Consider the following 24,480-nt stretch of genomic DNA (forward strand, 5'->3'; position numbering starts at 1 on the left):
CTGGGTTCGACGATATTTTTGCGGTGAAACACCGACCGTGGGAGCCGGCTTGCTGGCGATGGCGGCCGGATAGGCACCGCAAGGCTCAAGGGCCTCATCGCTGCGATGCGGCGCCCCGACAAGCCAGCTCCCACAAGGGGATCGAACTAGTCGGAGGGTTGTGCCAGGGCAGCAAAGCCACGTTGCAAGTCTTCGATCAGCGAAGCCACCGCCTCAAGGCCGATATGCAACCGAATCAGCGGATGGCGTACCGCCCCGGCAAACTGCCGGTCGCTCACATCCACCACCGTCACCAGGCTTTCATAGCCGCCCCACGAAGCGCCCAGTCCGAACAGTCGCAAGCCGCCGATAAAACGCTCCAACTGCCCCGGATCGGCCTCGGCGAACTCGAATGACAACAACCCGTTGCTGCCACTGAAGTCCCGCACCCACAACGCATGATCCGGGTGCGTGGGCAGGGCCGGATGGAACACCCGCCGCACCTGCGGTTGCGCCTGCAGCCAGCGGGCGATTTCCAGTCCCTGGCGCTGATGCACTTCCAGGCGCGCCGCCAGGGTCCGGGCACCGCGCAGTACCAGATAGGCATCATCCGGGCTGACCGTGTTGCCGAAACTGTCACTCATCCGCACCAACGGCTGCCAGGCGGCTTGCGTGGTACAGACGCTGCCCATCACCACATCGCTGTGCCCGCACAGGTACTTGGTCAGGGCCATGATCGAGATGTCCGCCCCCAGGGCCAACGGCCGGTATTGATAGCCCGAACCCCAGGTATTGTCGACCGCCAGCAGGATGCCGCGGGGCTTGCACAAAGCCGCGATGGCCGGCAGGTCGTTCAGCTCGTACAGCAAGGAACTGGGCGACTCGCAGTAGACCATCCGGGTATTGGCCCGCAAGCGTGACGCGATATCCCGACCGTCCGCCGGAAAGTAGCCGACCTCGATGCCAAAGGGCACGAGGAACTCCTTCGCCAGGCGCCGCACCGGGGCGTAGACGCCATCGGTGATCAGCACATGGTCACCCGGGCGCAGGTAAGCCAGGAACGTCTGCGCCACCGCTGCCAGCCCGGTACCGAACAAGCGCGTGCGATGACCGCCCTCCAGTTCTGTCACCAGGTCTTCCAGGGCAAAGGCCGTCGGGTTGCCCCGGGCGCCATAGCTCAGGACCCGCTCGCGGTCCCGGCGACTGCGGGCGTCACGCATATCCGCCAGGCTGTCGAACAGCACGGTGCTCAAGCGGGTGACCGGAACGTTCACCGAACGGGCACCACTGCCTTCGGGGGTACGGGCAGCGTGAACCAACCGGGTACGCACATCCTCCACGACCTTTTCCGGCACCAGCGGCTTCAGGCTGGCGATCTCCGCCGGCGTCATCTGCCCCAGCAGACCGGTTTCCCAGGCCAGGTACTGGCGCGCCGCATCCTTGTTGCCGGAATGACGGTCGTGGGTGAAGAACAGGAAATCGATGCAACGCTCATCGGGCAATACCGCCCCATCGTTGACCAGCGTCAGCCCGGCCGCCTTCCAGACCGACAGATCCGCAGTAAAAAACCGCGCCCGCGCCCGCTGGGCCTCGGGCAACTCCAGGGCTGCCAGCTGCGCCACGGCGATATCGTCCGCCAGCAACACCAGGGGCCGTTCTTCACCGGCGACTTCAGCGACCAGCAACGGCCGGATCGACCAACGCGAACCGGCCAGATGGACCTTGCGAAAGGCCATGCTCGGCCGCAGGTCGATCAACGCCACCGCCCCCTCCGCCAGGTCACGGGACAAGCGCTGCGCATCAAGCCCGGGCAACTCGGGCAATGGCAACGCGCCCGTCACCGGCAAACTCAAACCGCTGTGCAATCCGCCCTCCAGGACTCGGGCATCATGCCCCAACTGGCGCAACCAGCTTGCAACAATGGGTGCGCGCACACCCTCGTCGTCGAACACCACCACCCGCGCCTGGCGCACCCCGATATACAGGTCGGTGGCCTGGATCAACTGGCCCCCCGGCGTGTGCTGCGCGCCCGGCAGACTGCCAAGGGCAAACTCCTCGGCGCTGCGCACATCGCAAAGGAACAGGCTGGCCTCGCCGCCCTGGACCCAGGCCGCGACCTGCGCCGCGCTGACCGTCGGCACGGCGGCCCGCCGGGCCAACGCCCGGGCCGCCTCGCGCCGTTGCTCGATCCCGGCCGGTGGCGCCGCGTCGCTGTAGCGCCGGGTACTGCCATGCTCCAGTTGCAGGTCGGCCAGGAACCAGCCTTGGGTACCGTTTTCCAAGGCATAGACCGGGTTCTTCACCCCGAGGTTGATCAGCGTCTGGGCGCCGATGATGCTGCGGGTGCGCCCGGCGCAGTTGATCACCACCGGAGTCGACTCGTCCGCCACCAGGTCGTGCAGGCGATAGCCCAACTCGCCGTTCGGGCAGCAGATCGAACCCGGAATGGTCATCTTGCGGTATTCGTCGAACGGTCGACCGTCCAGCAGCACCAGGGGTTCGCCCCGGGCCTGCCAGTCGGCCAGCTCGATCGCGCTGATATGCGGCGTCTGGCAGGCCTCTTCCACCCGCTCGCCAAAGGCCTTGGACGGCACATGCACCCCGGCGAACAACTGCAGACCCGCCGCCCTCCAAGCGTCGGCGCCGCCCTGCAGAACATGCACCTGCCCATAGTCCAGGGCTTGCAGGCGTTGCTCGGCACGGGTGGCCAATTCACCGCCATCCTGGTCGTAGATCACCAGGCGCACCCGCAGGTTGGGCGCCAGGCGGCGTACCTCCAGCTCCAGGCGGCTATAGGGCAAATGCACCCCGTGAAACAGATGGGCCTCACCGTACTGGCCATGTTCGCGCACATCGAACAAGGCGATTTCCCGCCCGTCGAACAGCCATTGCTGCAACTGTGCCGGTGTAATGGTTTTACTCACAGAAACCCCCACTTTCCGGTGAAGAATGGCGATCGATCATGCGGCGTAGGCCTTGATCGAGGGTGCCATCTGCGAAGCGTTGTAGTTGAGGATGCTGCCGTCGTCCTGCACGCCATAACGACCGTTGAGCGATTCCAGCGGACGTCCGTAGAGATGGAAATGCAGGGTCGCCTGCTCGCCATCCACGCGGATGCTGTGCAGGTCCTCACCCAGAAAGGCGATCGAGGTACCCGGTTGCACCACCACTTCACGCTCGAGTACCAGTTCGGCGCGTTGCGGGTTGCTGCCGTCATCGCTACGGGCATAGACGCGGTTGAGTTCCTGGCCCTCGACGGCACTGATCACCGCCCAGGTTTCGTGGTTGTGGGCAATGGTGTTCTTGCCCGGCAACAGGGAGTTGAGGTAGAGGGTCGGGGTTTCGCCGTCGTCGTTCAGGCGATAGCGGAAGGCCGTATTACCCTCGCCGGCCACCGGTGCCGGAAAGGCCTCGAAGTTGAACAGGTCGCGACGCCCGGCAAGGCCTTCGAGCAGGACGACGATCTCTTGCAAGGCCGCGCGGTCGACGCCGCGCCGGTGGATGGCGCGGATCTTCACCAGGAAAGATTCGATCACGTTGGCGCGTTCGGTGGTGCTCATGGGCAGGCTCCTTATCGGGTGGATCAGGGTCAGACGGACAGGCTGTAGCGGCTGATATTGCTCAGCAGATACGGGTCGGGTTGCAGCGGGCGGCGGCCGACGTCGCCGAGGGCATGGCGGAGGAATTCGCGGGTGCGCTCGCTTTGCGGCTGCTGGAAAACCTGGTGGGCGCTGCCGGACTCGACGATCAGGCCGTTTTCGGTGAAATACACCCGGTCACTGATTTCCTCGGCAAAGCGCATTTCATGGGTCACCAGCACGCAGGTCATGCCCTCCTCGGTCAGTTCGCGAATCACCGTCAGCACTTCACCGACGGTTTCCGGGTCCAGGGCCGAGGTCACTTCGTCGAACAGGATCAGCTCCGGGCGCATGGCCAGGGCACGGGCAATGGCCACCCGTTGTTGCTGGCCGCCGGACAGTTGCCCGGGAAAGGCGTCGGCCTTGTGTTCCATGCGCACTTTGGCGAGCAATTGCCGGACTTCCCGTTCGGCATCGGCGCGGCGGCGGCCGAGCACCTTGCACGGGGCGATCAGCAGGTTGTCCAGCACCGACAGGTGCGGGAACAGGTTGTATTGCTGGAAGACGAAGCCAACCCGCTTGCGCAACTCGATCAGCCCGGCCTCGCGTTGCAGCCGGTGCACCTCGGTGGCGCCGACGCGGATAGTGCCGCGCTGGGGCTTGAGCAGCCCGGTGATGCAACGCAGGATCGTCGACTTGCCCGAGCCCGAAGGCCCGATGATGGACACCGCCTGGCCGCGCAGGACGTCAAGGTCGATGCCCTTGAGCACCGCGTTGGCGCCGAACGACAGGTGCAGGTCGCGCAGGCTGACGAGGGGTTCAGTAGAAGGCATAGCGTCGCTCCAGGCGTTGGGTCAGGCGGGAAATCGGGTAGCAGTAGGCGAAGAACAACGCCAGCACGCTGAAGTAGATCAGCACGGTGAAACCGGTCCGGTTGACGGTGTTGCTGGCGATCTGCGCGGTGTCGATCAGGTCATGCACCCCCACCAGCGAGGCCAGCGCGGTGCCCATGGTGATCACCGCGTAGAGGTTCATCCACGGCGGCAACATGCGTTTGAAGCACTGCGGCAGGATGATCGAGCGAAACAACTGGCCACGACTGAAGGCCAGGGAGCGCGCGGCTTCCCATTGGGTACCGGGGATCGAGCCGATGGCCCCGCGAAAGATCTCCGCGACGTTGGCGCTGGCCGGCAGTGCCAGGCCGACGGTGACCTTCAGCCAGTCGGGAAACGGCAGGTAATGACTACCAACGTGAATCTCGAACGGAAACACGTAGGTGGTGAAATAGATCAGCACCAGCCAGGGCGCGTTGCGAAACACCTGCACCCACAGCCGTGCCGGCAGGCGCAGGATCCGCAGCGGCGACAGCCCCAGCGCGCCGACCAGCAGGCCCAGCAGCGAGCCGATGGCAATCGCCAGCAGGCTGATCAGGATATTCTGTGCAAAGCCCGCGGCCAGCGCCGGCGACCATTGCGCCAAGGACTCAATGACCATAACCGGGCATCCTCAACCGCGCTTCCAACGCCCGGCCCACACTGTTGACGATAAAACTCAGCACCCCGAAAAAGCTCAGCATCAGGATCATCAGTTCCAATACGTTGTCGCTCTGGGTCCAGATCATGATCGAGGCGTAGGTGATGTCGCCCACGGCAATGGCCGAAGCCACGGCGGTCATCTTCACCAGGTCGATCAGGTTGTTCACCAGCGACGGCAGGGCAAAACGCAGGGCCAGCGGCAGTTGCACGTTCCACAGCAACTGGCGACGGCTGAAAGCCAGGGAGCTGGCCGCTTCCAGGGTCACCGACGGCACCGCCTCGATCCCGGCGCGCAGGGCCTCGGCATGAAAGGCGCCCTTGTGCAGGGAGATCACGATCACCACCCAGGCAAACGGCGTCAGCGGATTGGCCGCACCCACCGCCTGGGTCAGCAGCATGTTCAGCACCAGGAACGCACAGTACAGCTGGACCAGGGTCGGCGTATTGCGCGTGACCTCGACGAACACCCGGGCCGGGCGCGACAAGGCCTTGCTCTCGCTGGTGAGCGCCGTCGCCAGGGCGATCCCCGCCAACAAGCTGCCGATGATGGTCAGCACACACAGCAGCAGCGTGGTCCAGGCCCCATCGACCAGGCTGCCACGTTGGTAGGCATCCAGCAGGAAACGGTAGTTGAGCCCCAGGTGGGCGGCCCATTGCACGAAACTTTCCATCACGCCGGGCCCTCGACCAGGCGCGCGCAAGCCTCGGCGATTCGCCGGCCGGCTTCGCGCACACTGTCGGTGGCCGTGGCAATCGACAGGCGGAACCACGGCGACAGGCCATAGGCACTGCCCGCCACCCCGGCGACGCCCTCCTCCAGCAGATAATCCACCAGCTCATTGTCGCTGCCGATGACCTGGCCGTCCGGGCGCAGGCGACCGATCAGGCCGGCACAGCGCACGAACACGAAAAAGCCGCCCTCGGGTTGCAGCACGTCGAGCCCGTCGACTTCGCTCAAGGCCGCCACCAGCAGGTCGCGGCGTTCCCGATAGGCCGCCACTTGCGGCTGAAGAAAAGCCAGCCCGCCTTCGTAGGCCGCCAAAGCGGCGGCCTGACTGACCGACGAAGCGCCGGACGCCGATTGCGACTGGACCACACTCATGGCCGCGGTCAGTGCCTGGGGACCGGCACCGAAACCGATGCGCCAGCCGGTCATGGCGTAGGTCTTGGACACGCCGCCCACCAGCAGGCAGCGCGCCTGCAAGTCCGGCGCGACATTGAGCAGGTTCAGCGGCGGCTGGCCGTCGAAACGGATGTGCTCGTACAACTCGTCGAGCAGCACCAGCACCTGGGGATGGCGACGCAGCACTTCGGCCAGCGCCCGCAGCTCATCGGCGCTGTAGACCGCACCGCTGGGGTTGCCCGGGCTGTTGAGGATCAGCCAGCGGGTGCGCTCGCCGATCAGGCCATGCAATTGCGCCGGGGTCAGCTTGCAGCCCTGCTCCAGGGTCGACGGGATAAACACCGGTTCGCCGCCATTGATCCGCACGCTGTCCGGGAAGGACGGCCAGTACGGCACCGGCACCAGCACTTCATCGCCCTCGTCGAGAGTCGCGGCGAAGGCATTGAAGATGATCTGTTTCGCGCCATTGGCGATGACGATCTGTGGCAGGGCATAGTCGAGGCGATTCTCCCGCTGGAGTTTGCGCCGTACCGCCTCGCGCAACGCCGGTACGCCGGGGGTCGCGGTGTATCTGGTCGCGCCGGCGGCGATGGCCGCATAGGCCGCCTGCTTGATGTGCAGCGGGGTATCGAAATCCGGCTCGCCGGTGGTCAGGTCCAGCACGTCGCGTCCGCTGTCGCGCAACGCCGTGGCCCGGGACCTGGCCGCCGCATTGGCCGAAAGCGAGACCTTCTGCAGCCGTTTGGACAGTCGAACCGTCATGGCAGCACCTTGCCTGGATTGAGCAACCCACGGGGATCGAGGGCCTGTTTGATGCGCCGCATCAGCTCCAGCTCCACCGGGCTCTTGACCTCGGCCAGCAGCTCTCGCTTGCGTTGGCCGATGCCGTGCTCGGCGCTGATGGAACCGCCGAGGGCCTGGGTGTTGCGATGCACCAGGGCACTGAGCGCCGCGTAGTGAGCCATGTGCGTCTCGACCGACTGCCCCAGGGGCGCGGCGACGTTGTAGTGCAGGTTGCCGTCGCCCAGATGGCCGAAGGTCAGGTTGCGCACGCCGGGGAAATGCGCCTGCAATAACGCATCGGTCTCGCGGACGAACTCGGCGATCCGCGAGATCGGCAGCGAGATATCGTGCTTCATGTTGCGCCCTTCCCGGGCCTGGGCTTCGCTCATGTTTTCCCGCAGTTGCCACAGCGCGGCGCTCTGGGCCAGGCTTTCGGCGATCAGCGCATCGGCCAGCAGGTTCAGCTCGAAGGCCTTGCCCAGCACCCATTCGAAGGACTGACGGGCATGTTCGGCGCTGTGGTTATCGGACAGTTCCAACAGCGCGAACCAGGCTTGCGGTGCCTGGGCGAAAGGCTGCGGACCGTCGGGAAACTGCTGGCGCAACAACGCCAGGCACGCAGCGGACATCAGCTCGAACGCCGTCAGCTCGGCACCGAAACCGGCGCGGGCATGGGACAGGAACGCTACCGCCTGCTCCAGTGAGTCGAACGCCAGCAAGGCGGTGCTCCGGGCCTTGGGCAGCGGAAAGAGTTTCAGGGTGGCGGCGGTGATGATGCCCAAGGTGCCTTCGCTGCCGATAAACAGATCGCGCAGGTCGTAGCCGCTGTTGTCCTTGCGCAGGCCGCGCAGACCGTTCCAGATATCGCCGTCGGCGGTCACCACTTCCAGGCCCAGGGTCAACTCGCGGGTGTTGCCATAGCGCAATACGCCGCTGCCGCCGGCATTGGTGCCCAGGTTGCCGCCCAGGGTACAACTGCCCTGGGCACCCAGGCTCAGGGGAAACAGGCGCCCGGCCTCACGGGCCGCGTCCTGCAGGTTCTGCAGGATGCAGCCGGCTTCGACGGTGACGGTGTCGTTGTCGGTATCGATCTGGCGGATGCGGTTCATGCGGTCGAGCAGCACCAGCACGCTGTTGCCCGTGGCATCCGGCGTGGCCGCGCCCATCAGGCCGGTATTGCCGCCCTGCACCACCAGCGGTGCGCGATGGTGGACGCAAACCCGCACCAGCGCGGCGACTTCCTCGGTACTGGCCGGATGCACCACGGCGGCAACCTGGCCGTGGTAGACATGGTGCCTGTCGCTGAGGAACGCGCTCCCGGCCGTGGAGTCCTGGACATGGGCGGCGCCCAGCAGTTGTTGCAACTGCACGAATAAGTCGCTCATGGCGTCGTCGCCAACGGAGTGGCGTCCTTGAACCGCTCATGCAGCCGCAGCAAGGCCTGGGACGGCGGCATGCCGGTGCGCTTGCCCAGCTCGATCAGCCAGCCGCTGCGGTGCCAGTCGCGGACAATCGCATCGAGACGGGCCTGCACGTCCCTTTCGCCCTTGCGCACCCAGATCACCGACGAGGACGGGATCAGGTCGGTGGGCAGCGGAATTTCGTAGCCGGCCCATTCGGCCTCGTCGAGCAGGCTGTGCAGGGTCGGGCTGACATGCACCGCGGCCACGCAGCCGTTGCCGCGCAGGGACAACAGGGATTCGGACTGGCTGCGGAACGCCTTGATCTGCGCGCCGTAGGTTTCCTGCAGGGGCTTGGTGAAATTGCTGCCCTGGGAGACGCAGACCGGCTGGCCCCTGAGGTCTTCCCAGCGGCGGATGCCGGCCCCTTTGCGGATCAGCGCGGCACCGCCGACTTCTTCGTAAGGCGTGGGCACGTAGTCGAGGATCTCGGCACGCTCTTCGGTGAACTGCATGTTGGCGACCAGCACATCGACCTTGCCCTGCTGCAGGAACTGCACGCGGTTGGGCGCCAGTACCGAGACGCTTTCCAGTTCCACGCCCAGGCGCTGGGCCAGGCCCTTGGCGAGCTCGACGTTGTAGCCCTGGTGGGCGCCGGTGGCCGGGTCGATGGTGCCGAACGGCGGGCCGCTGAGGATCACGCCGACGCTGATCCGGTGCCGGGCCTGGATCTTGTCGAGGGTGGCATCGGCCTGGGCCAGGGTGGCGAAGAACGCCAGGGCGATGGGTAAGTACTTGAACATTGGCGGGTATCCTTCAGCCTTTGAACTGGTTGTGCAGTTCCACCAGCGCCGGCGACCTCGGAGAGATCTGGTTGCGGCTCTCGGCCTCGATCAGCCAGCCGCTGCGGTGCAGGCCCTGGACCACCGTATCCAGGCGCTTCTGGGTATCGACCTCGCCCGGGCGGGTCCAGATCACCGACGGTGCCGGATTCAACTCCGGGGTGATGGCGCGATAGTCCTTCCACTCCGGGTTGCCCGCCAGCAACGGATTGATCAGCGTCGCATCGTGGACCGCCGCCACGCAGTTGTTGCCGCGCAGGGCCAGCAAGGACTCCGAGGAGCTCTTGAACGCTTTCAACTGGGCGCCCAGCTCGCTCAGCGGCTTGACGTAGCTGCTGCCCTGGGAGGTGCACACCGGTTGACCCTTGAGGTCTTCCCAACGGGTGATCCTGCTGTCTTTCAATACTGCGGCGGTACCGCCGACCCTGTAGAAGGGGGTTGGCACATGGCCCAACTGGCCATCGCGCTCCGGCGTCCATTCCATGTTGGCGATCAGCAGGTCGACCTTGCCCTGTTGCAGGAACTGCACGCGGTTGGCCGGCAGCACCGGTACCAGTTCGACAGCGACGTTCAGGTCCTTGCCGAGGGCATTGGCCAGGTCGACATTGAGGCCCTTGGGCGCCTGGGTCGACGGATCGATGGAGCCGAACGGCCCGCCGGACAGCAGCACGCCAACCACCAGCTTGTGGCGCTGCTCGATCTTGTCCAGGGTGGCGTCGGCCTGGGCCGCACCCACCGCCGCCAACGCCAGCACGGCGCCGATGAAAGCAGGAAGAACACGTTGGCCCAGTGTGCGCTTGAATGACATGACTTTCCCCTCGATGGCAATCGGCGTATCCCGACCTTGTTGCCCCGCATGCTAGGGAGCACCACCGACGAACGGAAATTCAAATATCTAATATTGTTATAACTTTCTGGTTATTAGTTTTTAATAAAAACGGCATAACCCCTGTTTACTGGGCCTTTTAGCACAACCCATATTTTCAACTCGCCAAATACATCAGTATCTGTAATCTATTGGCGATCGCCCTTGATATGAATTCGAGCCGCCATGCCCTCTCCGACCCTGGACCTGGAACTGCTGCGCACCTTCGTCGCAGTGGTGGACCATCACAGTTTTGCCGAAGCCGGCCAGCATCTGGCGCGCACCCAATCGTCGGTGACCCAGCAGATGCAACGCCTGGAACAGCAGGTGGGCGTTGGCCTGTTCCAGAAACAGGGTCGGCAGAAACAGCTCACCGAGCCGGGGCGCCAGTTGCTGCGTCATGCCCGGCAGCTGCTGTCGCTGAATGACGAGGCGTTGAATTCGCTGCGGGAAAGCCACTTGAGCGGCGTGCTGCGTATCGGTTCGCCCCACGATATCGCCGACACCATCCTGCCGCCGATTCTCAGCCACATCGCCCGCTCGGCGCCGCGCCTGCGCCTGGAAATCGATGTGGGCCGCAGCCCCTACCTGATGGAGGACCTGCACCGGGGTAAGATCGACATGGTCATCTCCACCCGTGCGGACTCGCGCCTGCAAGGCTTTGCCTTGCGAACCTCGCCGGTGTGGTGGATCTGCTCGGCGCAATACATCCACGTGCCCGGCGAGCCTCTGCCGCTGATCCTGGTGGAAGAACCGAGCATCTACCGGCGCTACGCCATCGAGGCGCTGGAGCGTGAGGGCATTGCCTGGCGCCAGGCCTACCTGGCCTCGAACCTGATCGGCATCAAGGCAGCGATTCGCGCCGGGCTCGGGGTGACGCCGCGCAGCATGGAACTGCTCGGGCCGGACATGCGGGTGCTGGGGGAGAACGACGGCCTGCCGCGCTTGCCGGATGTGACCTATTACCTGTGGATCCGGCCCAACACGGTGAACCCGCTGGTGCGCCGGGCCTATGACCTGATTCGCAGCAGCCAGGGTTTGTAGGGGCGCGTCAGGTGCGCCACTGGCTCAAGCCTGGATCAATCCCGCCCTGAGCCAGCCCTGCCGAAAGCGAATCGCAGGTCAGACGACGTTACTCGCCCTCGAAGGCCAGCTTGTCTTGCGTCCGGGTGTCGAAATCGGTGGCGTCGTGGCGTTCGCGCAACTGGCCGGAGGGCTCCCCGGAGACGCGGTTGACCATCCTCCCGCGCTTGACGGCGGGACGCTCGTCGATGGCATCGGCCCAGCGCTGCACATGCCGGTACTCCTGCACCGAGAGAAACTCCGCCGCTTCGTAGAGCCGGCCTTTGACCAGGCCCCCGTACCAGGGCCAGATGGCCATGTCGGCGATGGTGTATTCGCTGCCGGCGATGTATTCGCTCACCGCGAGTTGCTTGTCGAGAACATCCAGCTGGCGCTTGGTTTCCATCGCAAAGCGGTCGATCGCGTAGCGGATTTTCGTCGGGGCGTAAGCATAGAAATGGCCAAACCCACCGCCGAGGTACGGCGCGCTGCCCATCTGCCAGAAGAGCCAGGACAGGCATTCGGCGCGGGCACTGGCCTCGGTCGGCAGGAACGCGCCGAACTTCTCGGCGAGGTACTGCAGAATCGCCCCCGATTCAAAGACCCGAATGGGTTTCGGGCCACTGCGGTCCAGCAGCGCGGGGATCTTGGAGTTCGGATTCACCGCCACGAAGCCGCTGCCGAACTGATCACCCTCGCCGATGTGGATCAGCCATGCATCGTACTCCGCACCGCTGTAACCCAGTGCCAGCAACTCTTCCAGCATAATGGTGACTTTCTGGCCGTTGGGTGTGGCCAGGGAATAGAGCTGCAGGGGGTGATGCCCGACCGGAAGCTCCTTGTCGTGGGTCGCACCGGCGATGGGCCGGTTGATATTGGCAAATTTCCCGCCGTTTTCCGTGTCCCAGCTCCAGACCTTGGGTGGCGTGTAATCAGAGGAATCGCTCATGCTCACTACTCCTGGGGTTCGATGGCCCTTAAGGGCCATCGGGCAAGCTCATAGTGCTGGGAGTGTACCGGCTCCTGGCTGATCGTAAATCCCCACCGTCATGACGAATACGGCTACACCGACGACTCGCCGATCACGCAATCACCCGCGCATACACCGGTCTGTCGACATTCCCGCCGGACAGAATGACCCCCACCCTCTTCCCCGCCATGGCCTCACGCTCCTGCATGAGCGCCGCCAGTGCCGCCGCTCCCGCCCCTTCCGCCAGGTTGTGGGTGTCGCTGTAGTACACGCGCATGGCCTCGACAATCTGCTCCTCCGTGACCGAGACGATTCTCGCCGCACCGGCCGCATAGACCGCAAAGGCTTCGGGGATCGGCCTGCGCACGGCCATGCCGTCGGCAATGGTATTCGCCGAGGCGGTTTCCTGCAGTTGTCCGGCTTCGAACGATAACTTCGCGGCGTCGGCCTCGGCGGCCACCACACCGATCACCCGGGTCTTCAGGCCCAGCGCGTCGCGGGCGGCGATCACCGCGCAAATCCCCGAGCCACAGCCCATGGGCACGTAGACGCTGTCCAGGTCCGGCACCGCGCTGAACAACTCCAGCGCGTAAGTGGCGACCCCCTTGATCAATTCACCATGGTACGGCGGGACCAGATAGAGGCCTTGCACCTGCGCCAGGCGCGCAGCCTCTTCACGGGCTTCTTCGAAATCCCGGCCAAACTCGATGACCTCGCCCCCGAAGCCGCGCATGGCGTTGTTCTTCTCCACGGAATTGCCCCGCGGCACCACGATCAGCGCCCTCAGGCCTGCCGCCCGGGCTGCCAGGGCCAGGCTCTGGCCGTGGTTACCGCGGGTGGCGGTGACAATGCCTTGCGTCTGCGGGTGAGTGCGCTTGAGCCAGTGCATGAAGGTAATGCCGCCGCGCACCTTGAAAGCCCCGGTGGGGGTGTGGTTTTCATGCTTGACCCAAACCGTGCAACCCAGCCGCTCGGCCAGCAAGGGCCAGGCGTATTGGGCGGTGGCCGGCATCACCTGGTACACCTGGCGGGCAGCGTTTTCGATATCGTCGCGAGTCAGTCCGTGCATGGCTATTCTCTCTGAGGTTTTGCCCAGTCTAGGCAGAGGCATTGGCCACTGGCTTTCAGAAAACTGACCTGACCTTCAGGGTTGCCTTTCAGTAAGATGGTGTTCATGGATCGCCCAAACAGCTTGCAGTCACCGCCCCTACGCGAATCGGTCCGTCGGATCGAGGCCGGGCCGTGGGCGATCGAGTTGCTGCCCGGCGCCGGCTACGCAACCCGCTACATAGCGACCCAGGCCGCCGTTGGCTTTGCCTTCGATAGCCAGCGCGGCCTGCACGCGATCGGCAGCGACCGGGTGCGCCCATTCACGGCCACACCCAACGGCCTGGCCTTCGTGCCTCCTGGGTGTGATGTATTTTCCGAGTCGCCCGAGGGGGGTGAATACCTGCGACTGATCCGCACCGACGGCGCGCCACTGGTGGGGGACCATGCGTTCAACAACCGTATCGATCGACAGGCAATCGTCCTCGCGCAGCGAATGCGCAGCGCACTGTTGCGGGCCTCGGTGGAAGATGATTGGGAGGCCTGGGCACTGGCCCTGGTTCAACGGGCGACGGGGGACCACGTGCTGTCGACGCCCACCCGGGGCTCGATGACCGCCAACCGGCTGCGCCTGCTCGACGAGTTCATTGACGCTGGGCTCGACAGGCCACTGAGTGTGCCGGCGATGGCGGCGCTACTGGGGCTATCCGAAGGGTTCTTCATACGGGCATTCAAGGAGGCGACGGGCAAGAGCCCGCACAGCTACCTGATCGATCGACGCCTGGTCCGGGCCCGAGGCCTGTTGTGCAGCTCGGCGCAGCGCCTGGCGGACATCGCCCAGGCCTGCGGTTTCGCCTCCCAGGCGCACATGGCCACGGCGTTCAGGCAGCGCCTGGGGATCAGTCCGCGAGAACTGCGCGGCTGATAGAAGGCCAGGTCATTGCCGACCCGCTACGCGCCCCGGGTCAAAGGGACTGATAGAGCTGCTGGACCGCCTCCTGTCCGTAGCGCCTCTCCAGCTTTCTGACAATGAAATGCCCACGTGCCATGTCCTGGAAATGGTCGATGAAGGCCAGGTTGATAAGCGCACCGCCCACCGCTCCGATCGCCGGTATCGCTTGTGCGGCGGCTTTCTCGCTCACCTGGATGCTGAACCGCTCGGCAATGGTGGCGATCAACTTGAGCACCGAGCCATCCGACAGGGACTTCGCCAACGCCGCACGCACGGTGTAATAACCGGTTTCCGAATCATCGTCTTTCACTGATCTGCCGCCAAACGCGAAGACCGCCAGGCAAGCCTGCTTCGCTTCGTCGGTGTCAATGCGCTCGTCATGACTCCTGGCGATATCGGCAATGGATCGCAGCATGATCGACGTTGAGAGGGGCAATTCCACGCTGAGCCCGGCGAGGCCGAAAAAGCCCCCCACCCCCCCGCTGACGGCGATGCCGGTCTTGTGCCAGAGGTTGGAAGGCCCCTTGCCAGGCACATCCTTCAGGGTAAAAACCGCGGCATCGAGGGCCTTCACCAACGCGGCTTGAGTGATGCCGGCAATTCTTTTGCTGACGCTGTTGGGCAGGTGCGCCAGCGCGAGCTCAACGGGCATGCCGATAATGCTCGTCACCTTCGCAACGAAGCCAGGATTCTCCAGCAGGTTCTTTGCACATTGCAGTTCATTTCGGTCTTTTTCCGAGATGCTCATCGATTCCTACTCGATACCGGGCTTGCAGGATAGCCAAAGGACAAAGGGATCGCCGGTACATGCTGACGAATAGTGCCCAGCATCTGCTTGACCTCAATGGGTTTGGCGATAAAACCATCCATGCCCGCAGCGACACACTGCTCACGCTCAGACTCGAATACGCCCGCCGTCATGGCCAGTATCGGCAATGCCAGGTGCAACTCATCGCGGATGACTCGGGTGGCGGAAAAACCATCCATGACGGGCATATGCACGTCCATCAGCACGATTTGATAACGCTGTGGATCGGCACGCAACCTGTCGACAGCCTGCTGACCATCGCCGGCGACGTCCACGATCGCGCCCGCTTGTTTCAGTATCTTCATGGCCACGAACTGATTCACCGGATTGTCCTCCACCAACAACAGGTGCACGCCATCCAATTGCTGACTTGAGGTCAGGTTTTCGCTGTCAAGCGGGACGGACATCGAGGGTTGGGGCATGGGTTCAATAGCGCTGTTTTGTCGAAGCGCAATAGTCACTTGAAATTCACTGCCGACGCCGACGCTGCTCTCCAATGTGAGAGTTCCCCCCATCAGGGACACCAACCGCTTCGAAATAGCCAACCCCAGGCCTGTGCCACCAAAACGACGGGTAATGGAAGTATCCGCCTGGGAAAACGGTGAAAACAGACAGGCTTGTTGTTCGCTGCTCATGCCAATACCGGTATCGCGCACCCGGAAGCACAGGTTGGTGATGTCCTCGTCGCCCCCCACCCGCTGCACGAGTACAACAACCTCTCCCCGCTCCGTGAACTTGATGGCATTCCCCACCAGGTTGACCAGCACTTGCTGTAACCGCAGCGCGTCACCGATCAACGCTTGCGGTACATCCGGCTCGACGCCGATCACCAGTTCCAGGTTCTTGTTGACGGCACTGATGGACATGATGTTCGCCAACGCATCGAGCACATCACGCAACAGGAACGGCGCGGAAACGACTTCCAAGCGACCGGCCTCGATTTTGGAGAAGTCCAGGACATCATTCAAAATCTCAAGCAAAGACTCTCCAGCACCTCGCAACATTTGCAGGTATTTGCTTTGATCCGCGGATAAAGGCGTATTAGCCAGAAGATGCGTGATGCCCAGCACGGCGTTCATCGGCGTGCGAATTTCATGGCTCATATTGGCAACAAACTTACTCTTCGCCTGGCTGGCGACTTCGGCGCGATCCTTGGCGATGAGTAACTGGGCCGTACGCTCGGCGACCTGCTGCTCCAGATTGGCGTTCTGCGAGAGAATCCGCGACTCGTTGGCCTTTTCCTGGCTGATATCGCGCATGGTTTGCGCAACCGCTGTGACTTTACCGCCAGCCTCACGGACGGGTGACACAGCGATAGAGACGTCCAGGATCGTGCCATCGTGGTGACGTCGCGTGGTCGCGAAATGGGGGACGGCCTCCCCGCGCTCAATGGCTGCCGTCAAGCGTACCTGTTCCGATAACAGCTGCGGCGAACCGATCAACTCGGCCAAGGGGCGCCCAACGGCTTCGCTTTCACCGTAACCAAACATGCGCTCCGAGGCCTGGTTCCAACTGAGCACATCGCCTTGCGGTGTTGTACCGATAATGGCATCACTGGAGCTGGCGACAATGGCAGCAAGGCGGCTCTGCTCCATCATGACCTGCCGCTCACGTCGCGTACTCAGCCCATACAGATAAAGGAAACCGGCTGTGATGCAGGAAATGACCAACATCGTAATCAGGGTTATCTGCCTGGTACTGGCCACACTTTCAATGATTGCCGTCTCATTGACCGTGGTGAGGACCGTCAGTCTTTGCTCCGCCCCCTCGACGCCCAGAACCTCTTCATGCCGCACCACATGCAGAAGGTTTCCGGACTGGTTTTTCCAAATTTGAACGGGGCCTTGCACGCCAGGCGTGGACTGGCTCACCGCCTTGAACTCATCCTCCCACCGATAGCGCTTACCCCGATCAAAACCAAAGGTACGAGCAGGATCGGGGTGCAGCAGAAAGTCCCCGTCCTGATTGAGGATGTAAGCCGAATAGTTATCAGGCAAGCGCTCTCCCACCTGGGGCAATATGGCATTGCTGTCGATATTGATGACCACCAGACCGAATAGACGACCGTCCTCGGCATAAACAGGGGTTGCAACCCGCACCGTCGGCACGATGGGTATTTCCAGCTTGCCAAACTCACGATTGAGGTCGAACTCGGAGGTGTAGACTTGCCCATGGTTCAGCTTACTGGCGGCCTGGAAATAGTCGCGATCGCCTTTAAACTGTAATTGGTCGGTTGGCGTGACCTGCATAATCCCGCCCTTACGCTCGGCACGCACCAACTCCTTGCCATTATTGGCGATGCCAATCAGTCTGATCTGCAAGTAATGTGGATTGGCTTGCAGGTAGGCGATATAGAGTTGCTCAAGCTGCTGCTTCCAGGCCTCATAGCGGTCACTTCCCGTGCCGTCTGCCCCCACGGCCAAGTAAGCGCGAGTGACTCCCGACATTTGAGGAACTCTTGACAAGAATAAAACGTCGCCGTGCAGCTCTGAAATTCTTTGATGTAACTGCCCAAAGCGAACTTTTGCCATCCTGACCAACTCGGCATCCAGTTCAGAGCTAGCTTTTTGCCAAGTCCGCGAGTCAGAGACCAGCACCACTACCACGGTGGTCAGGCATAGCACCAGCAGGAGGCAAGGCCATGCAAACCATAAACTTGCAAACAAACTGGACGTTCTCTTCTCGGTCTGCAAGCTGCTGCTCCTTGATCAATCTTCAAGTCAAGCATACTCCAGGCGTTGCTCTACGCCCTTCACTGGACACCCACTAAGGGTCATGGCACCCAGCCTGGCCAGCAGGACACGGGACGAGTGCCCAGGAATGATAGTTGAAGCACCTTAACCCGCGCGAACACCCGCCTCGTCGATGTCCATCAAGGATGCCTGCAACCATCCACTGAAACGCCGGGTCAGGGAGCTTTTCTCACTGTCGCGATGGATCAGGCAAACCCAGCTGGGGCCTGGAATACTTCGCTCACTCAAGGGGGTCAACAGTCCGTTGGAACGTGCATTCGCGGCCAGCAGTTGACTGACCAAGGCGACGCCATTCCCGGCACAGGCGGCATCGAGCAGCAATCCCGGGTCGGAAAAATTCAATCCATTGCTGCGCTGGCCGACGTCATCCCCGCCCTGCACCACCCAGTGACTCCAATCCATTTCCCGTTCGCCATGCAAGGTGGTGCGCTGCTCTGCGGGCACCCCGAGCAGATCAGGATGGCAGGCCGGATAGAATCGATCGTTGAACAGCTCCTGGTAGCTGCATTCGACCTGGGGGCCAAGGTCATCGCGAATCGTCAGGTCGATGGTCTGAGTCGCCATGTCCGGCGCGTCAAAGCTGGTGAATAGCCAGAGATCCACATCGGGGCACTGTCGATGGAAATCCTTCAGACGCGGCAACAGCCAGTGGCGAGCGAACGCCGGGGTGGTATTGACCACCAGTTGGTTGGGCTTGCGGTATTGCTCCAGGCGCCGAATACCGACCGACAACTGCAGCAGCATCGACTGGGTCGTGCTGTACAGGTCGTGCCCGGCGTCGGTCAGGCTGACACTGCGACCGCTGCGGAAAAACAGCGGCTGCTCGAGAAAGCTTTCCAGGCTGCGGATCTGCTGGCTGATGGCGGACTGGGTCAGGTGCAACTCTTCGGCAGCCTTGTGAAAACTGCCCAGGCGAGCAGCGGCTTCAAAGCCGCGGAGGGTATTCAAAGGAGGCCAGTGCTTCAGCATATCGATAAGCCCTACTAATCAGTTGTGCGCTAAATCTATCGTTTGTTGTGCCGTTTATGAAGCCATAGCATGGATTCCATTCCGCGATAGCGGTTTTCAGTAATAAATAATACTTAACTGAAAAGGTGAGAAAACATGCAGCGCAATGGCGTTCAGAGCAGTGGTTGGTCGATGCCCGCGGAGTGGGTAGCCCATGCGGCGACCTGGATGGTCTGGCCCCACAATCAGCAGTTGTGGGAGTCCGATTGGGGCGTGACGCTCGAGCAGGTTCAAATCGACTTTGCCCGTGTCGCCAACGCCATTGCCCGCTTCGAGCCGGTGAAGATGGTGGTCGATCCGTCCGCGCGGGCCAGTGCCGCGGCCCTGTGCAAGACCAACATCGAACTGATCGAGCTGGCGGTCAACGACAGTTGGTGTCGTGATTCCGGCCCGAGTTTCGTCTGCCATCCGGAGCTGGGCGTGGCCGGTGTCAGTTGGCGCTTCAATGCCTGGGGTGGCAAGTCGGCCCACGACCTGGACGAAAGCCTGGCCCGGCGGGTGCTCGATCACCTCGGCCTGGAAGGCTTCGCCACGCCCCTGGGCAACGAAGGCGGAGCGATTCATGTCGACGGCGAAGGCACCCTGATCACCACCGAGTCAGTGCTGCTCAACCCGAACCGCAACCCTGGCATGAGCAAGGCCGAGATGGAGGAGATCTTCAGTCGCCTGCTCGGCGTGAAGAAGACCATCTGGCTGCCGGGCGACCCGGATCACGTCACCGGCGACATGACCGACGGCCATGTCGACGGGGTCTGCGCGTTCGCCCGCCCTGGCGTATTGCTGGTGGATGCCACGCACGACCGCGGCTCCGTGTACGCCGAGGTGGCGCGGGAAAACCGCCGTGCCCTGGAACTGGCCAGGGATGCCCAGGGGCGAAGCTTCGAGCTGATCGACCTGTATGAGGCCAGCGAAGCGGTGGACACCAAGGCTGAGGTGTTCTGCGCCTCCTACACCAATTTCTACATCGCCAACGGGGCGATCATCATGCCGGCCTATGGCATCGAGGCCGACCAGGCAGCGGCCAAGGTACTGGCGACGGCCTTCCCTGGACGCGAGGTGGTCCCGGTCCAGATCAACCAGCTGGCTCATGGCGGCGGTGGCGTGCATTGCATCACCCAGCAGCAGCCAGCCTGGCCGGTAAGGGGGTGATGCCATGAGTCCACTGAAGATTGCCACCACCCAGATGTCCTGCACCTGGGACCTTGCGCGCAACCTCGACCTGGCCGAACAACAGGTACGTGACGCCGCCGCCCAGGGCGCGCAGGTGATCCTGCTGCAGGAGCTGTTTGCCACACCGTATTTCTGCATCGAGCAGGATCACAAACACCTGGCGCTGGCCGAGGAATATAAAGACAGCAAGGTGCTCAAGCGCTTTGCCGCGCTGGCCGGGGAATTGGGTGTGGTGCTGCCGCTGAGCTGGTTCGAAAAGGCCGGCAACGCCTTTTTCAACTCGCTGAGCGTGGCCGATGCCGACGGACGCTTGCTGGGGGTCTATCGCAAGACCCATATCCCCAACGCCATCGGCTACCAGGAGAAGGAGTATTTCAGCCCCGGCGATACCGGTTTCCGGGTCTGGGACACCGCCTTCGGCCGCCTCGGGATAGGCATCTGCTGGGATCAGTGGTTCTCCGAGACAGCGCGCTGCCTGGCGCTGATGGGTGCCGAAGTGCTGCTGTTTCCAACGGCTATCGGTTCGGAACCGGGTGCCGCGGCGCTGGACTCCCGCGATCACTGGCAGATGACCATGCGCGGCCATGCGGCGGCCAATCTCCTGCCGGTAGTGGCGGCCAACCGTGTCGGCCGGGAAGTGGCGACTACCGATCCAACCCTGCAGATGAACTTCTATGGTTCGTCCTTTATCTGCGACCACAAGGGCAAGCTCCTTGCCGAGGCCGACCGCGACAGCACCGGCGTGCTGGTACACAGCCTGGACTTGTCGGCCATGCGCGAAGAGCGCCTGACCTGGGGCATCTACCGCGACCGCCGTCCGGACATGTACGGGACGCTGCTAAGCCTGGATGGTCGACACATCAATGCTCGCTGGAATACCCAAGGGGTTTGACATGAAGGTTACCTACAAACGATTGCTCTGCTCCCTGGGGTTGGCGCTAAGCGCTGCCGTGTCATCGGCACAGGCAGAGGAAAAGGTCCTGAAGCTCTATAACTGGGCCGACTACTTCGCCGAGGACACCCTCTCCAGGTTCACGGCCGAAACCGGGATCAAGGTGATCTACGACGTCATGGACGGCAGTGAGACCTTGGAGGCCAAGATGATGACCGGCGGCAGTGGTTATGACCTGATCTTCCCGGGCGACACCGTTGGCGAGCGCCTGATGCGTGCCGGCAGCCTGCAGCCACTGGACAGGTCAAGGCTCACCGCGCTGGAGGATATCGAGCCCGGCCTGCAGAAGTTGCGCACGCATTATCTCTACTCGAGCAAGGCCACCATCCCCTATACATGGGGCACCATCGGCGTGACCTACAACGCCGAGCAGATCAACAAGCGCATGCCCGATGCACCGGTCAACAGCCTCGATATGCTGTTCAAGCCGGAGCTGGCCGCCAGGTTTGCCGACTGCGGTATCTCCATGATCGACTCACCGGACGAAGTGCTGGCGGTGGTACTCAACTACCTCGGGCGTGAACCGCGCAGCGCCAAACCGGAGGACCTGGCGGCAGCCAGTGAACTGCTGCGCAAACTGCGGCCGTACATCCGCAAGTTCCAATCGCAACCGGTGACCGACCTGGTCAACGGCAACCTGTGCCTGTCGCTCGGCTACAGCGGGGACATGACCCAGGCGCAGCGGGCCGCGGATGCCGCCGGCAAGAAGACGACGTTCCAGTACCATATTCCGCGTGAAGGCACTACGGTGTGGATGGATACCATGGCGATACCCGTCGACGCCCAGCACCCGGAGTACGCCTATGCCTTTATCAACTTCGTCATGCGCCCGGAGAACATGGCAGCCATCAGCAACTTCACCGGTTACCCGACGTCCAACGCCAAGGCCCGGCCGAGTGTCGATCCGATGATGCGCAATAACCCGGATATCTACCTGGACCCCGCCACCTTCGAGAAACTGATTCCCGGCAAGGATATTTCCCAGGCCGACATGCGCGCCCGGATGCGCGCCTGGACGAAGTTCAAGACCGACCCCGTCAACTGAGTGGGCGCCCGCCTCTCATAAGCGGATGTGATTCACGGGCGCTGTCAGTCGCAGCGCCCGATTAGCGTAAACGATTTGATCGAGAGAACAGCATTCGCGAGGAAATGACAGGTCATTGAGCTTTATATTCCGCCTGCGCAGCACTCAACACCTGGACGCGCGCGCCCAAGGCCTTCAGCAGCACCGGATCATGCCCATAGATATCCGGGGCATACAGCAAGGCGCCGTCGCTACCGACCTGGACCGTCCAGTAACCGAGCAGGATCGGCACCGGCGCGGCCAGCCTGAATTCGCGGGTGGTTCCGCTGGCCAGCAACTCGTCGGTCTTACCGCGCTCGGTCGGGCTCAGCAGCAGGTCCCGCAGGTGCAACACCTGCTCGACCCGCACACAGCCCGAGCTGAAGGCCCGAGGGCCCTTGGCAAACAGCGGCTGGCTGGGCGTGTCGTGCAGGTACACCGAATAGGGATTGGGGAAACGCAGGACGATCTTGCCCAACGGGTTCCGCGGACCGGCCTCCTGGCGCAGGAGGATATTGCCGGGCCGTTCCCAGTCGATGGCGTCCGCCGCCAGCGGATGGCCTTCACTGTCCAGCACCTGCAGGTTCTGCTGGCTCAGGTACGTCGGATTCAGGCGTAAGGCCGGCAGCTTGTCCTCGCGCATGATGGTCGGTGGCACGGTCCAGGTCGGGTTCAGGGTCATGCGGGTGACCCGCGACTTCAACAGCGGTGTCTGCCGGTCGGCGCGTCCTACCTGGAGGCGCGTCTGCCACACGGGCGCGCCGTCGTGGTAGACGCTCAACTGCGCCGCCGCGACATTGACCAGCACCCCATCGGGCTCCAGGTCCGGCGCCAGCCAGCGAAAGCGTTCGAGGTTGATGCGCAACTGCTCGCGCCGTAGCGTCGGGCTGATGTTCAGTTCGGTCAGGGTGCCCGGCCCGATCACCCCATCGGCCTGCAGCGAATGCCTTGACTGGAAGTGCATGACCGCGTCAGCCAGCGCCTCGCCGTAGGTCTTTTCAGGACCGGCGGGCAGGCTGTCCAGATAGCCCTCGGCGAGCATTCGCTGCGCCAACGCGGGTATCCGCGCGTCCTCCATGCCAGGACGCAGCAACGGACCTGCGGCGATCACCGGCCAATCCGCCAATGGCTGCTGGCGCTGCGCCGCGTAGGCGCGACGCAGGCTTCGGTACAACTCGGTATTCGGCCGGGCCTGATCGAAAGCCCGGGCCATATCCTTCAGCCCCGTCGCGGCCAGTGTCAGGACCTCGGCATCCACGTCCCGGGTCGGCGGCTGCGCCTGCCAGAGCGGTTCGAAGCGCGCCTGCTGCAGGCGACCGAAATGCAGGTCCTGCAAGGCTTGCAGATACTGTCGGCTGATCTCGATATCGGTACACAGCCCGTTGTCGGCCCCCGTATCCAGGGGCAACGGGTAACGTGACGGATCCAGACCATCATCGGCCAGCAACTGCAACTGCGCCCGCAAGGCCGACAGACGCCCGCTGGCGGACCAGACGGGAAGCTCATTCTGCTGCCGGTAAAACGCTTGCAAGCGCAGTTGTGCCGGCGCGTCCAATTGTGCCGCCAGGCCCGGGCAGTCGCTCGACAACTGCGCCAGGACCGACTGCAAAGGGCTGGGCGGATCGCTGAGCGGGTCCTCCGCCCTCGCGACCAGTGGCGTAACGAGCAGACAAAGGCTCAAGTAACATGCGTGTTTTTTGAACAACGGCTTGACTCCAATCCACGGTCGTCGCATTGATAGTCTACTGGTGCAACAGAGGTGAAAAACCTTCAAACCGCCAGTGACCACGCTGCCCGAAAACCGACGGGATGCGCGAGCCTGTACTGACGGCGGAGGCATTTTTCACATGCTGGCTTCTGGTTATCGACTCTGCCTGATCATTCTGACCCTGGTCGCGCCCTGCGGTTCTACCCTGGCCGCCGGCGGTCCTGAACAGGCGCTGTATCGCAGACTCGCCCACGCGGCTCCAGAACTCAACCCCCTGGTCCTCAAAAGTGCGCTGAATGCCGTGCATTGCGCCATCAATTCCGGCCTCGAGCAATCCGAACGCCTGGCGGTGATCGACTACTCGCTGCCCTCGACGACGCGGCGCCTGTGGATCTTCGACCTGCGCAAGAAGACCCTGGTACTTCGCGACCTGGTCGCCCACGGGCAGAAATCCGGGGAAAACTTCGCCACCCAGTTCTCCAACCAGCTCGGCAGCTATCAATCCAGCCTGGGCCTGTTCCGCACCCAGGAAAGTTACGAGGGCACTCATGGCTACTCGCTGCGCATGGACGGCCTGGAACCGGGCTTCAATGACCGCGCCCGCGACCGTGACCTGGTGATTCACGCGGCCGACTACGTAAGCCCCCTGTGGAGTCGGCGCGAAGGCCGCCTCGGCCGCAGCCAGGGCTGCCCCGCCGTCCGCCCGCAAGTCGCGCGGCAGGTGGTCGACAAGCTCAAGGACGGCCAGTTCATGTTTGTCTGGTACCCCGACCAGCACTGGCTGAAGGCCTCGACCTACCTCAACTGCAAACCCCAGCAGATGGCCAGTGCGAAGGCATCCCAGGGCGGTTGAACCGTCAGTGCTCATGTTTCCTGAGCCTT

21 protein-coding genes are annotated in these 24,480 nt (G+C 63.2%); 6 read left to right on the forward strand and 15 right to left on the reverse strand.

Going from position 1 to position 24,480, the window contains the following annotated elements:
• Positions 1–146: 146 nt before the first annotated feature.
• The 9 genes from metC to UCMB321_RS12365 are packed head-to-tail and all read right to left on the reverse strand — an operon-like array spanning position 147 to position 10,048.
• Positions 147–2,903 carry a cystathionine beta-lyase gene (gene metC, locus UCMB321_RS12325; RefSeq protein ID WP_040067020.1) on the reverse strand — a complete coding sequence of 919 codons (2,757 nt, stop codon included), beginning with the start codon at positions 2,901–2,903 and terminating at the stop codon, positions 147–149.
• Between the two features lie 36 nt (positions 2,904–2,939).
• A complete protein-coding gene (locus UCMB321_RS12330) occupies positions 2,940–3,539 on the reverse strand; it encodes a cysteine dioxygenase family protein (RefSeq protein WP_040067023.1) in 600 nt (199 codons plus the stop codon).
• A 29-nt stretch (positions 3,540–3,568) separates the two neighbouring features.
• Positions 3,569–4,390 carry an amino acid ABC transporter ATP-binding protein gene (locus tag UCMB321_RS12335; protein WP_040067026.1) on the reverse strand — a complete coding sequence of 274 codons (822 nt, stop codon included), beginning with the start codon at positions 4,388–4,390 and terminating at the stop codon, positions 3,569–3,571.
• The gene (locus UCMB321_RS12340) at positions 4,377–5,051 is read right to left on the reverse strand and encodes an amino acid ABC transporter permease (RefSeq protein WP_040067028.1); all 675 of its coding nucleotides are present in this window, start codon (positions 5,049–5,051) and stop codon (positions 4,377–4,379) included. The genes UCMB321_RS12335 and UCMB321_RS12340 overlap by 14 nt, the downstream gene beginning before the upstream one ends.
• Positions 5,041–5,763: an amino acid ABC transporter permease gene (locus UCMB321_RS12345; RefSeq protein WP_040067031.1), complete on the reverse strand. Its 723-nt coding sequence runs from the start codon at positions 5,761–5,763 to the stop codon at positions 5,041–5,043. Before UCMB321_RS12345 ends, UCMB321_RS12340 begins: the two co-directional genes overlap by 11 nt.
• Positions 5,763–6,977: an aminotransferase class I/II-fold pyridoxal phosphate-dependent enzyme gene (locus UCMB321_RS12350; RefSeq protein WP_040067033.1), complete on the reverse strand. Its 1,215-nt coding sequence runs from the start codon at positions 6,975–6,977 to the stop codon at positions 5,763–5,765. Before UCMB321_RS12350 ends, UCMB321_RS12345 begins: the two co-directional genes overlap by 1 nt.
• Positions 6,974–8,383 carry an FAD-binding oxidoreductase gene (locus UCMB321_RS12355; protein WP_040067035.1) on the reverse strand — a complete coding sequence of 470 codons (1,410 nt, stop codon included), beginning with the start codon at positions 8,381–8,383 and terminating at the stop codon, positions 6,974–6,976. The genes UCMB321_RS12350 and UCMB321_RS12355 overlap by 4 nt, the downstream gene beginning before the upstream one ends.
• Positions 8,380–9,201: a transporter substrate-binding domain-containing protein gene (locus tag UCMB321_RS12360; RefSeq protein ID WP_040067038.1), complete on the reverse strand. Its 822-nt coding sequence runs from the start codon at positions 9,199–9,201 to the stop codon at positions 8,380–8,382. The genes UCMB321_RS12355 and UCMB321_RS12360 overlap by 4 nt, the downstream gene beginning before the upstream one ends.
• A 13-nt stretch (positions 9,202–9,214) precedes the next feature.
• Positions 9,215–10,048 carry a transporter substrate-binding domain-containing protein gene (locus UCMB321_RS12365; RefSeq protein ID WP_040067040.1) on the reverse strand — a complete coding sequence of 278 codons (834 nt, stop codon included), beginning with the start codon at positions 10,046–10,048 and terminating at the stop codon, positions 9,215–9,217.
• A 243-nt stretch (positions 10,049–10,291) separates the two neighbouring features.
• Between UCMB321_RS12365 and UCMB321_RS12370 the strand changes: the two genes are divergently transcribed.
• A complete protein-coding gene (locus tag UCMB321_RS12370; protein ID WP_040067042.1) occupies positions 10,292–11,149 on the forward strand; it encodes a LysR substrate-binding domain-containing protein in 858 nt (285 codons plus the stop codon).
• A gap of 88 nt (positions 11,150–11,237) precedes the next feature.
• Here UCMB321_RS12370 and yghU read toward each other — a convergent pair whose 3' ends face one another.
• Together yghU and UCMB321_RS12380 are read right to left on the reverse strand one after the other, a co-directional pair.
• Positions 11,238–12,116 (reverse strand): glutathione-dependent disulfide-bond oxidoreductase, encoded by an 879-nt coding sequence (gene yghU, locus UCMB321_RS12375; protein ID WP_040067046.1) that lies wholly within the window; start codon positions 12,114–12,116, stop codon positions 11,238–11,240.
• Positions 12,117–12,249: 133 nt separating this feature from the next.
• On the reverse strand, positions 12,250–13,206 hold the full coding sequence (locus UCMB321_RS12380; RefSeq protein WP_040067048.1) for a threonine dehydratase: 957 nt from the start codon (positions 13,204–13,206) through the stop codon (positions 12,250–12,252).
• 96 nt (positions 13,207–13,302) lie between these two features.
• Between UCMB321_RS12380 and UCMB321_RS12385 the strand changes: the two genes are divergently transcribed.
• On the forward strand, positions 13,303–14,109 hold the full coding sequence (locus UCMB321_RS12385; RefSeq protein WP_040067050.1) for a helix-turn-helix transcriptional regulator: 807 nt from the start codon (positions 13,303–13,305) through the stop codon (positions 14,107–14,109).
• 40 nt (positions 14,110–14,149) lie between these two features.
• On the opposite strand, the gene UCMB321_RS12390 is transcribed toward UCMB321_RS12385, so the two are convergent.
• The 3 genes from UCMB321_RS12390 to UCMB321_RS12400 form a co-directional block, all read right to left on the reverse strand.
• Positions 14,150–14,884 (reverse strand): EcsC family protein, encoded by a 735-nt coding sequence (locus UCMB321_RS12390; RefSeq protein WP_040067051.1) that lies wholly within the window; start codon positions 14,882–14,884, stop codon positions 14,150–14,152.
• The gene (locus UCMB321_RS29480; protein ID WP_052451159.1) at positions 14,881–17,637 is read right to left on the reverse strand and encodes an ATP-binding protein; all 2,757 of its coding nucleotides are present in this window, start codon (positions 17,635–17,637) and stop codon (positions 14,881–14,883) included. The genes UCMB321_RS12390 and UCMB321_RS29480 overlap by 4 nt, the downstream gene beginning before the upstream one ends.
• A 144-nt stretch (positions 17,638–17,781) precedes the next feature.
• Positions 17,782–18,666: a LysR family transcriptional regulator gene (locus UCMB321_RS12400; protein WP_040067052.1), complete on the reverse strand. Its 885-nt coding sequence runs from the start codon at positions 18,664–18,666 to the stop codon at positions 17,782–17,784.
• A gap of 135 nt (positions 18,667–18,801) precedes the next feature.
• On the opposite strand from UCMB321_RS12400, the gene UCMB321_RS12405 reads away from it, so the two are divergent.
• The 3 genes from UCMB321_RS12405 to UCMB321_RS12415 are packed head-to-tail and all read left to right on the forward strand — an operon-like array spanning position 18,802 to position 21,872.
• Entirely contained in the window at positions 18,802–19,854 is a 1,053-nt protein-coding gene (locus tag UCMB321_RS12405; protein ID WP_040067055.1) for an agmatine deiminase family protein, read from the forward strand.
• Positions 19,855–19,858: 4 nt separating this feature from the next.
• Positions 19,859–20,767, forward strand: a complete 909-nt coding sequence (gene aguB, locus UCMB321_RS12410; RefSeq protein WP_040067058.1) for an N-carbamoylputrescine amidase — start codon at positions 19,859–19,861, stop codon at positions 20,765–20,767.
• 1 nt (position 20,768) lies between these two features.
• The gene (locus UCMB321_RS12415; protein WP_040067060.1) at positions 20,769–21,872 is read left to right on the forward strand and encodes an extracellular solute-binding protein; all 1,104 of its coding nucleotides are present in this window, start codon (positions 20,769–20,771) and stop codon (positions 21,870–21,872) included.
• Between the two features lie 112 nt (positions 21,873–21,984).
• Here the strand turns inward: UCMB321_RS12415 and UCMB321_RS12420 are convergent, their stop codons facing one another.
• Positions 21,985–23,595 carry a L,D-transpeptidase family protein gene (locus tag UCMB321_RS12420; RefSeq protein WP_052451160.1) on the reverse strand — a complete coding sequence of 537 codons (1,611 nt, stop codon included), beginning with the start codon at positions 23,593–23,595 and terminating at the stop codon, positions 21,985–21,987.
• 142 nt (positions 23,596–23,737) lie between these two features.
• Here UCMB321_RS12420 and UCMB321_RS12425 point away from each other — a divergent pair, with 142 nt between their 5' ends.
• Positions 23,738–24,451, forward strand: coding sequence for a murein L,D-transpeptidase catalytic domain family protein (locus UCMB321_RS12425; RefSeq protein WP_040067063.1), 714 nt, complete (start codon positions 23,738–23,740; stop codon positions 24,449–24,451).
• Positions 24,452–24,480: the final 29 nt, after the last annotated feature.

The sequence above is a fragment of the Pseudomonas batumici genome (genome assembly GCF_000820515.1).
Lineage (GTDB): Bacteria > Pseudomonadota > Gammaproteobacteria > Pseudomonadales > Pseudomonadaceae > Aquipseudomonas > Aquipseudomonas batumici.

What these genes read in the sequence shown, in the direction of transcription:
- aguB (WP_040067058.1), top strand. Translation starts at nt 19,859, where the DNA reads ATGAGTCCACTGAAGATTGCCACCACCCAGATGTCCTGCACCTGGGAC.
- UCMB321_RS12370 (WP_040067042.1), top strand. Translation starts at nt 10,292, where the DNA reads ATGCCCTCTCCGACCCTGGACCTGGAACTGCTGCGCACCTTCGTCGCA.
- UCMB321_RS12425 (WP_040067063.1), top strand. Translation starts at nt 23,738, where the DNA reads ATGCTGGCTTCTGGTTATCGACTCTGCCTGATCATTCTGACCCTGGTC.
- UCMB321_RS12380 (WP_040067048.1), bottom strand. Translation starts at nt 13,206, where the DNA reads ATGCACGGACTGACTCGCGACGATATCGAAAACGCTGCCCGCCAGGTG.
- UCMB321_RS12345 (WP_040067031.1), bottom strand. Translation starts at nt 5,763, where the DNA reads ATGGAAAGTTTCGTGCAATGGGCCGCCCACCTGGGGCTCAACTACCGT.
- UCMB321_RS12330 (WP_040067023.1), bottom strand. Translation starts at nt 3,539, where the DNA reads ATGAGCACCACCGAACGCGCCAACGTGATCGAATCTTTCCTGGTGAAG.
- UCMB321_RS12415 (WP_040067060.1), top strand. Translation starts at nt 20,769, where the DNA reads ATGAAGGTTACCTACAAACGATTGCTCTGCTCCCTGGGGTTGGCGCTA.
- UCMB321_RS12400 (WP_040067052.1), bottom strand. Translation starts at nt 18,666, where the DNA reads ATGCTGAAGCACTGGCCTCCTTTGAATACCCTCCGCGGCTTTGAAGCC.
- UCMB321_RS12385 (WP_040067050.1), top strand. Translation starts at nt 13,303, where the DNA reads ATGGTGTTCATGGATCGCCCAAACAGCTTGCAGTCACCGCCCCTACGC.
- UCMB321_RS12335 (WP_040067026.1), bottom strand. Translation starts at nt 4,390, where the DNA reads ATGCCTTCTACTGAACCCCTCGTCAGCCTGCGCGACCTGCACCTGTCG.
- UCMB321_RS12340 (WP_040067028.1), bottom strand. Translation starts at nt 5,051, where the DNA reads ATGGTCATTGAGTCCTTGGCGCAATGGTCGCCGGCGCTGGCCGCGGGC.
- UCMB321_RS12360 (WP_040067038.1), bottom strand. Translation starts at nt 9,201, where the DNA reads ATGTTCAAGTACTTACCCATCGCCCTGGCGTTCTTCGCCACCCTGGCC.
- UCMB321_RS12350 (WP_040067033.1), bottom strand. Translation starts at nt 6,977, where the DNA reads ATGACGGTTCGACTGTCCAAACGGCTGCAGAAGGTCTCGCTTTCGGCC.
- UCMB321_RS12405 (WP_040067055.1), top strand. Translation starts at nt 18,802, where the DNA reads ATGCAGCGCAATGGCGTTCAGAGCAGTGGTTGGTCGATGCCCGCGGAG.
- UCMB321_RS12365 (WP_040067040.1), bottom strand. Translation starts at nt 10,048, where the DNA reads ATGTCATTCAAGCGCACACTGGGCCAACGTGTTCTTCCTGCTTTCATC.
- yghU (WP_040067046.1), bottom strand. Translation starts at nt 12,116, where the DNA reads ATGAGCGATTCCTCTGATTACACGCCACCCAAGGTCTGGAGCTGGGAC.
- UCMB321_RS12355 (WP_040067035.1), bottom strand. Translation starts at nt 8,383, where the DNA reads ATGAGCGACTTATTCGTGCAGTTGCAACAACTGCTGGGCGCCGCCCAT.
- UCMB321_RS12390 (WP_040067051.1), bottom strand. Translation starts at nt 14,884, where the DNA reads ATGAGCATCTCGGAAAAAGACCGAAATGAACTGCAATGTGCAAAGAAC.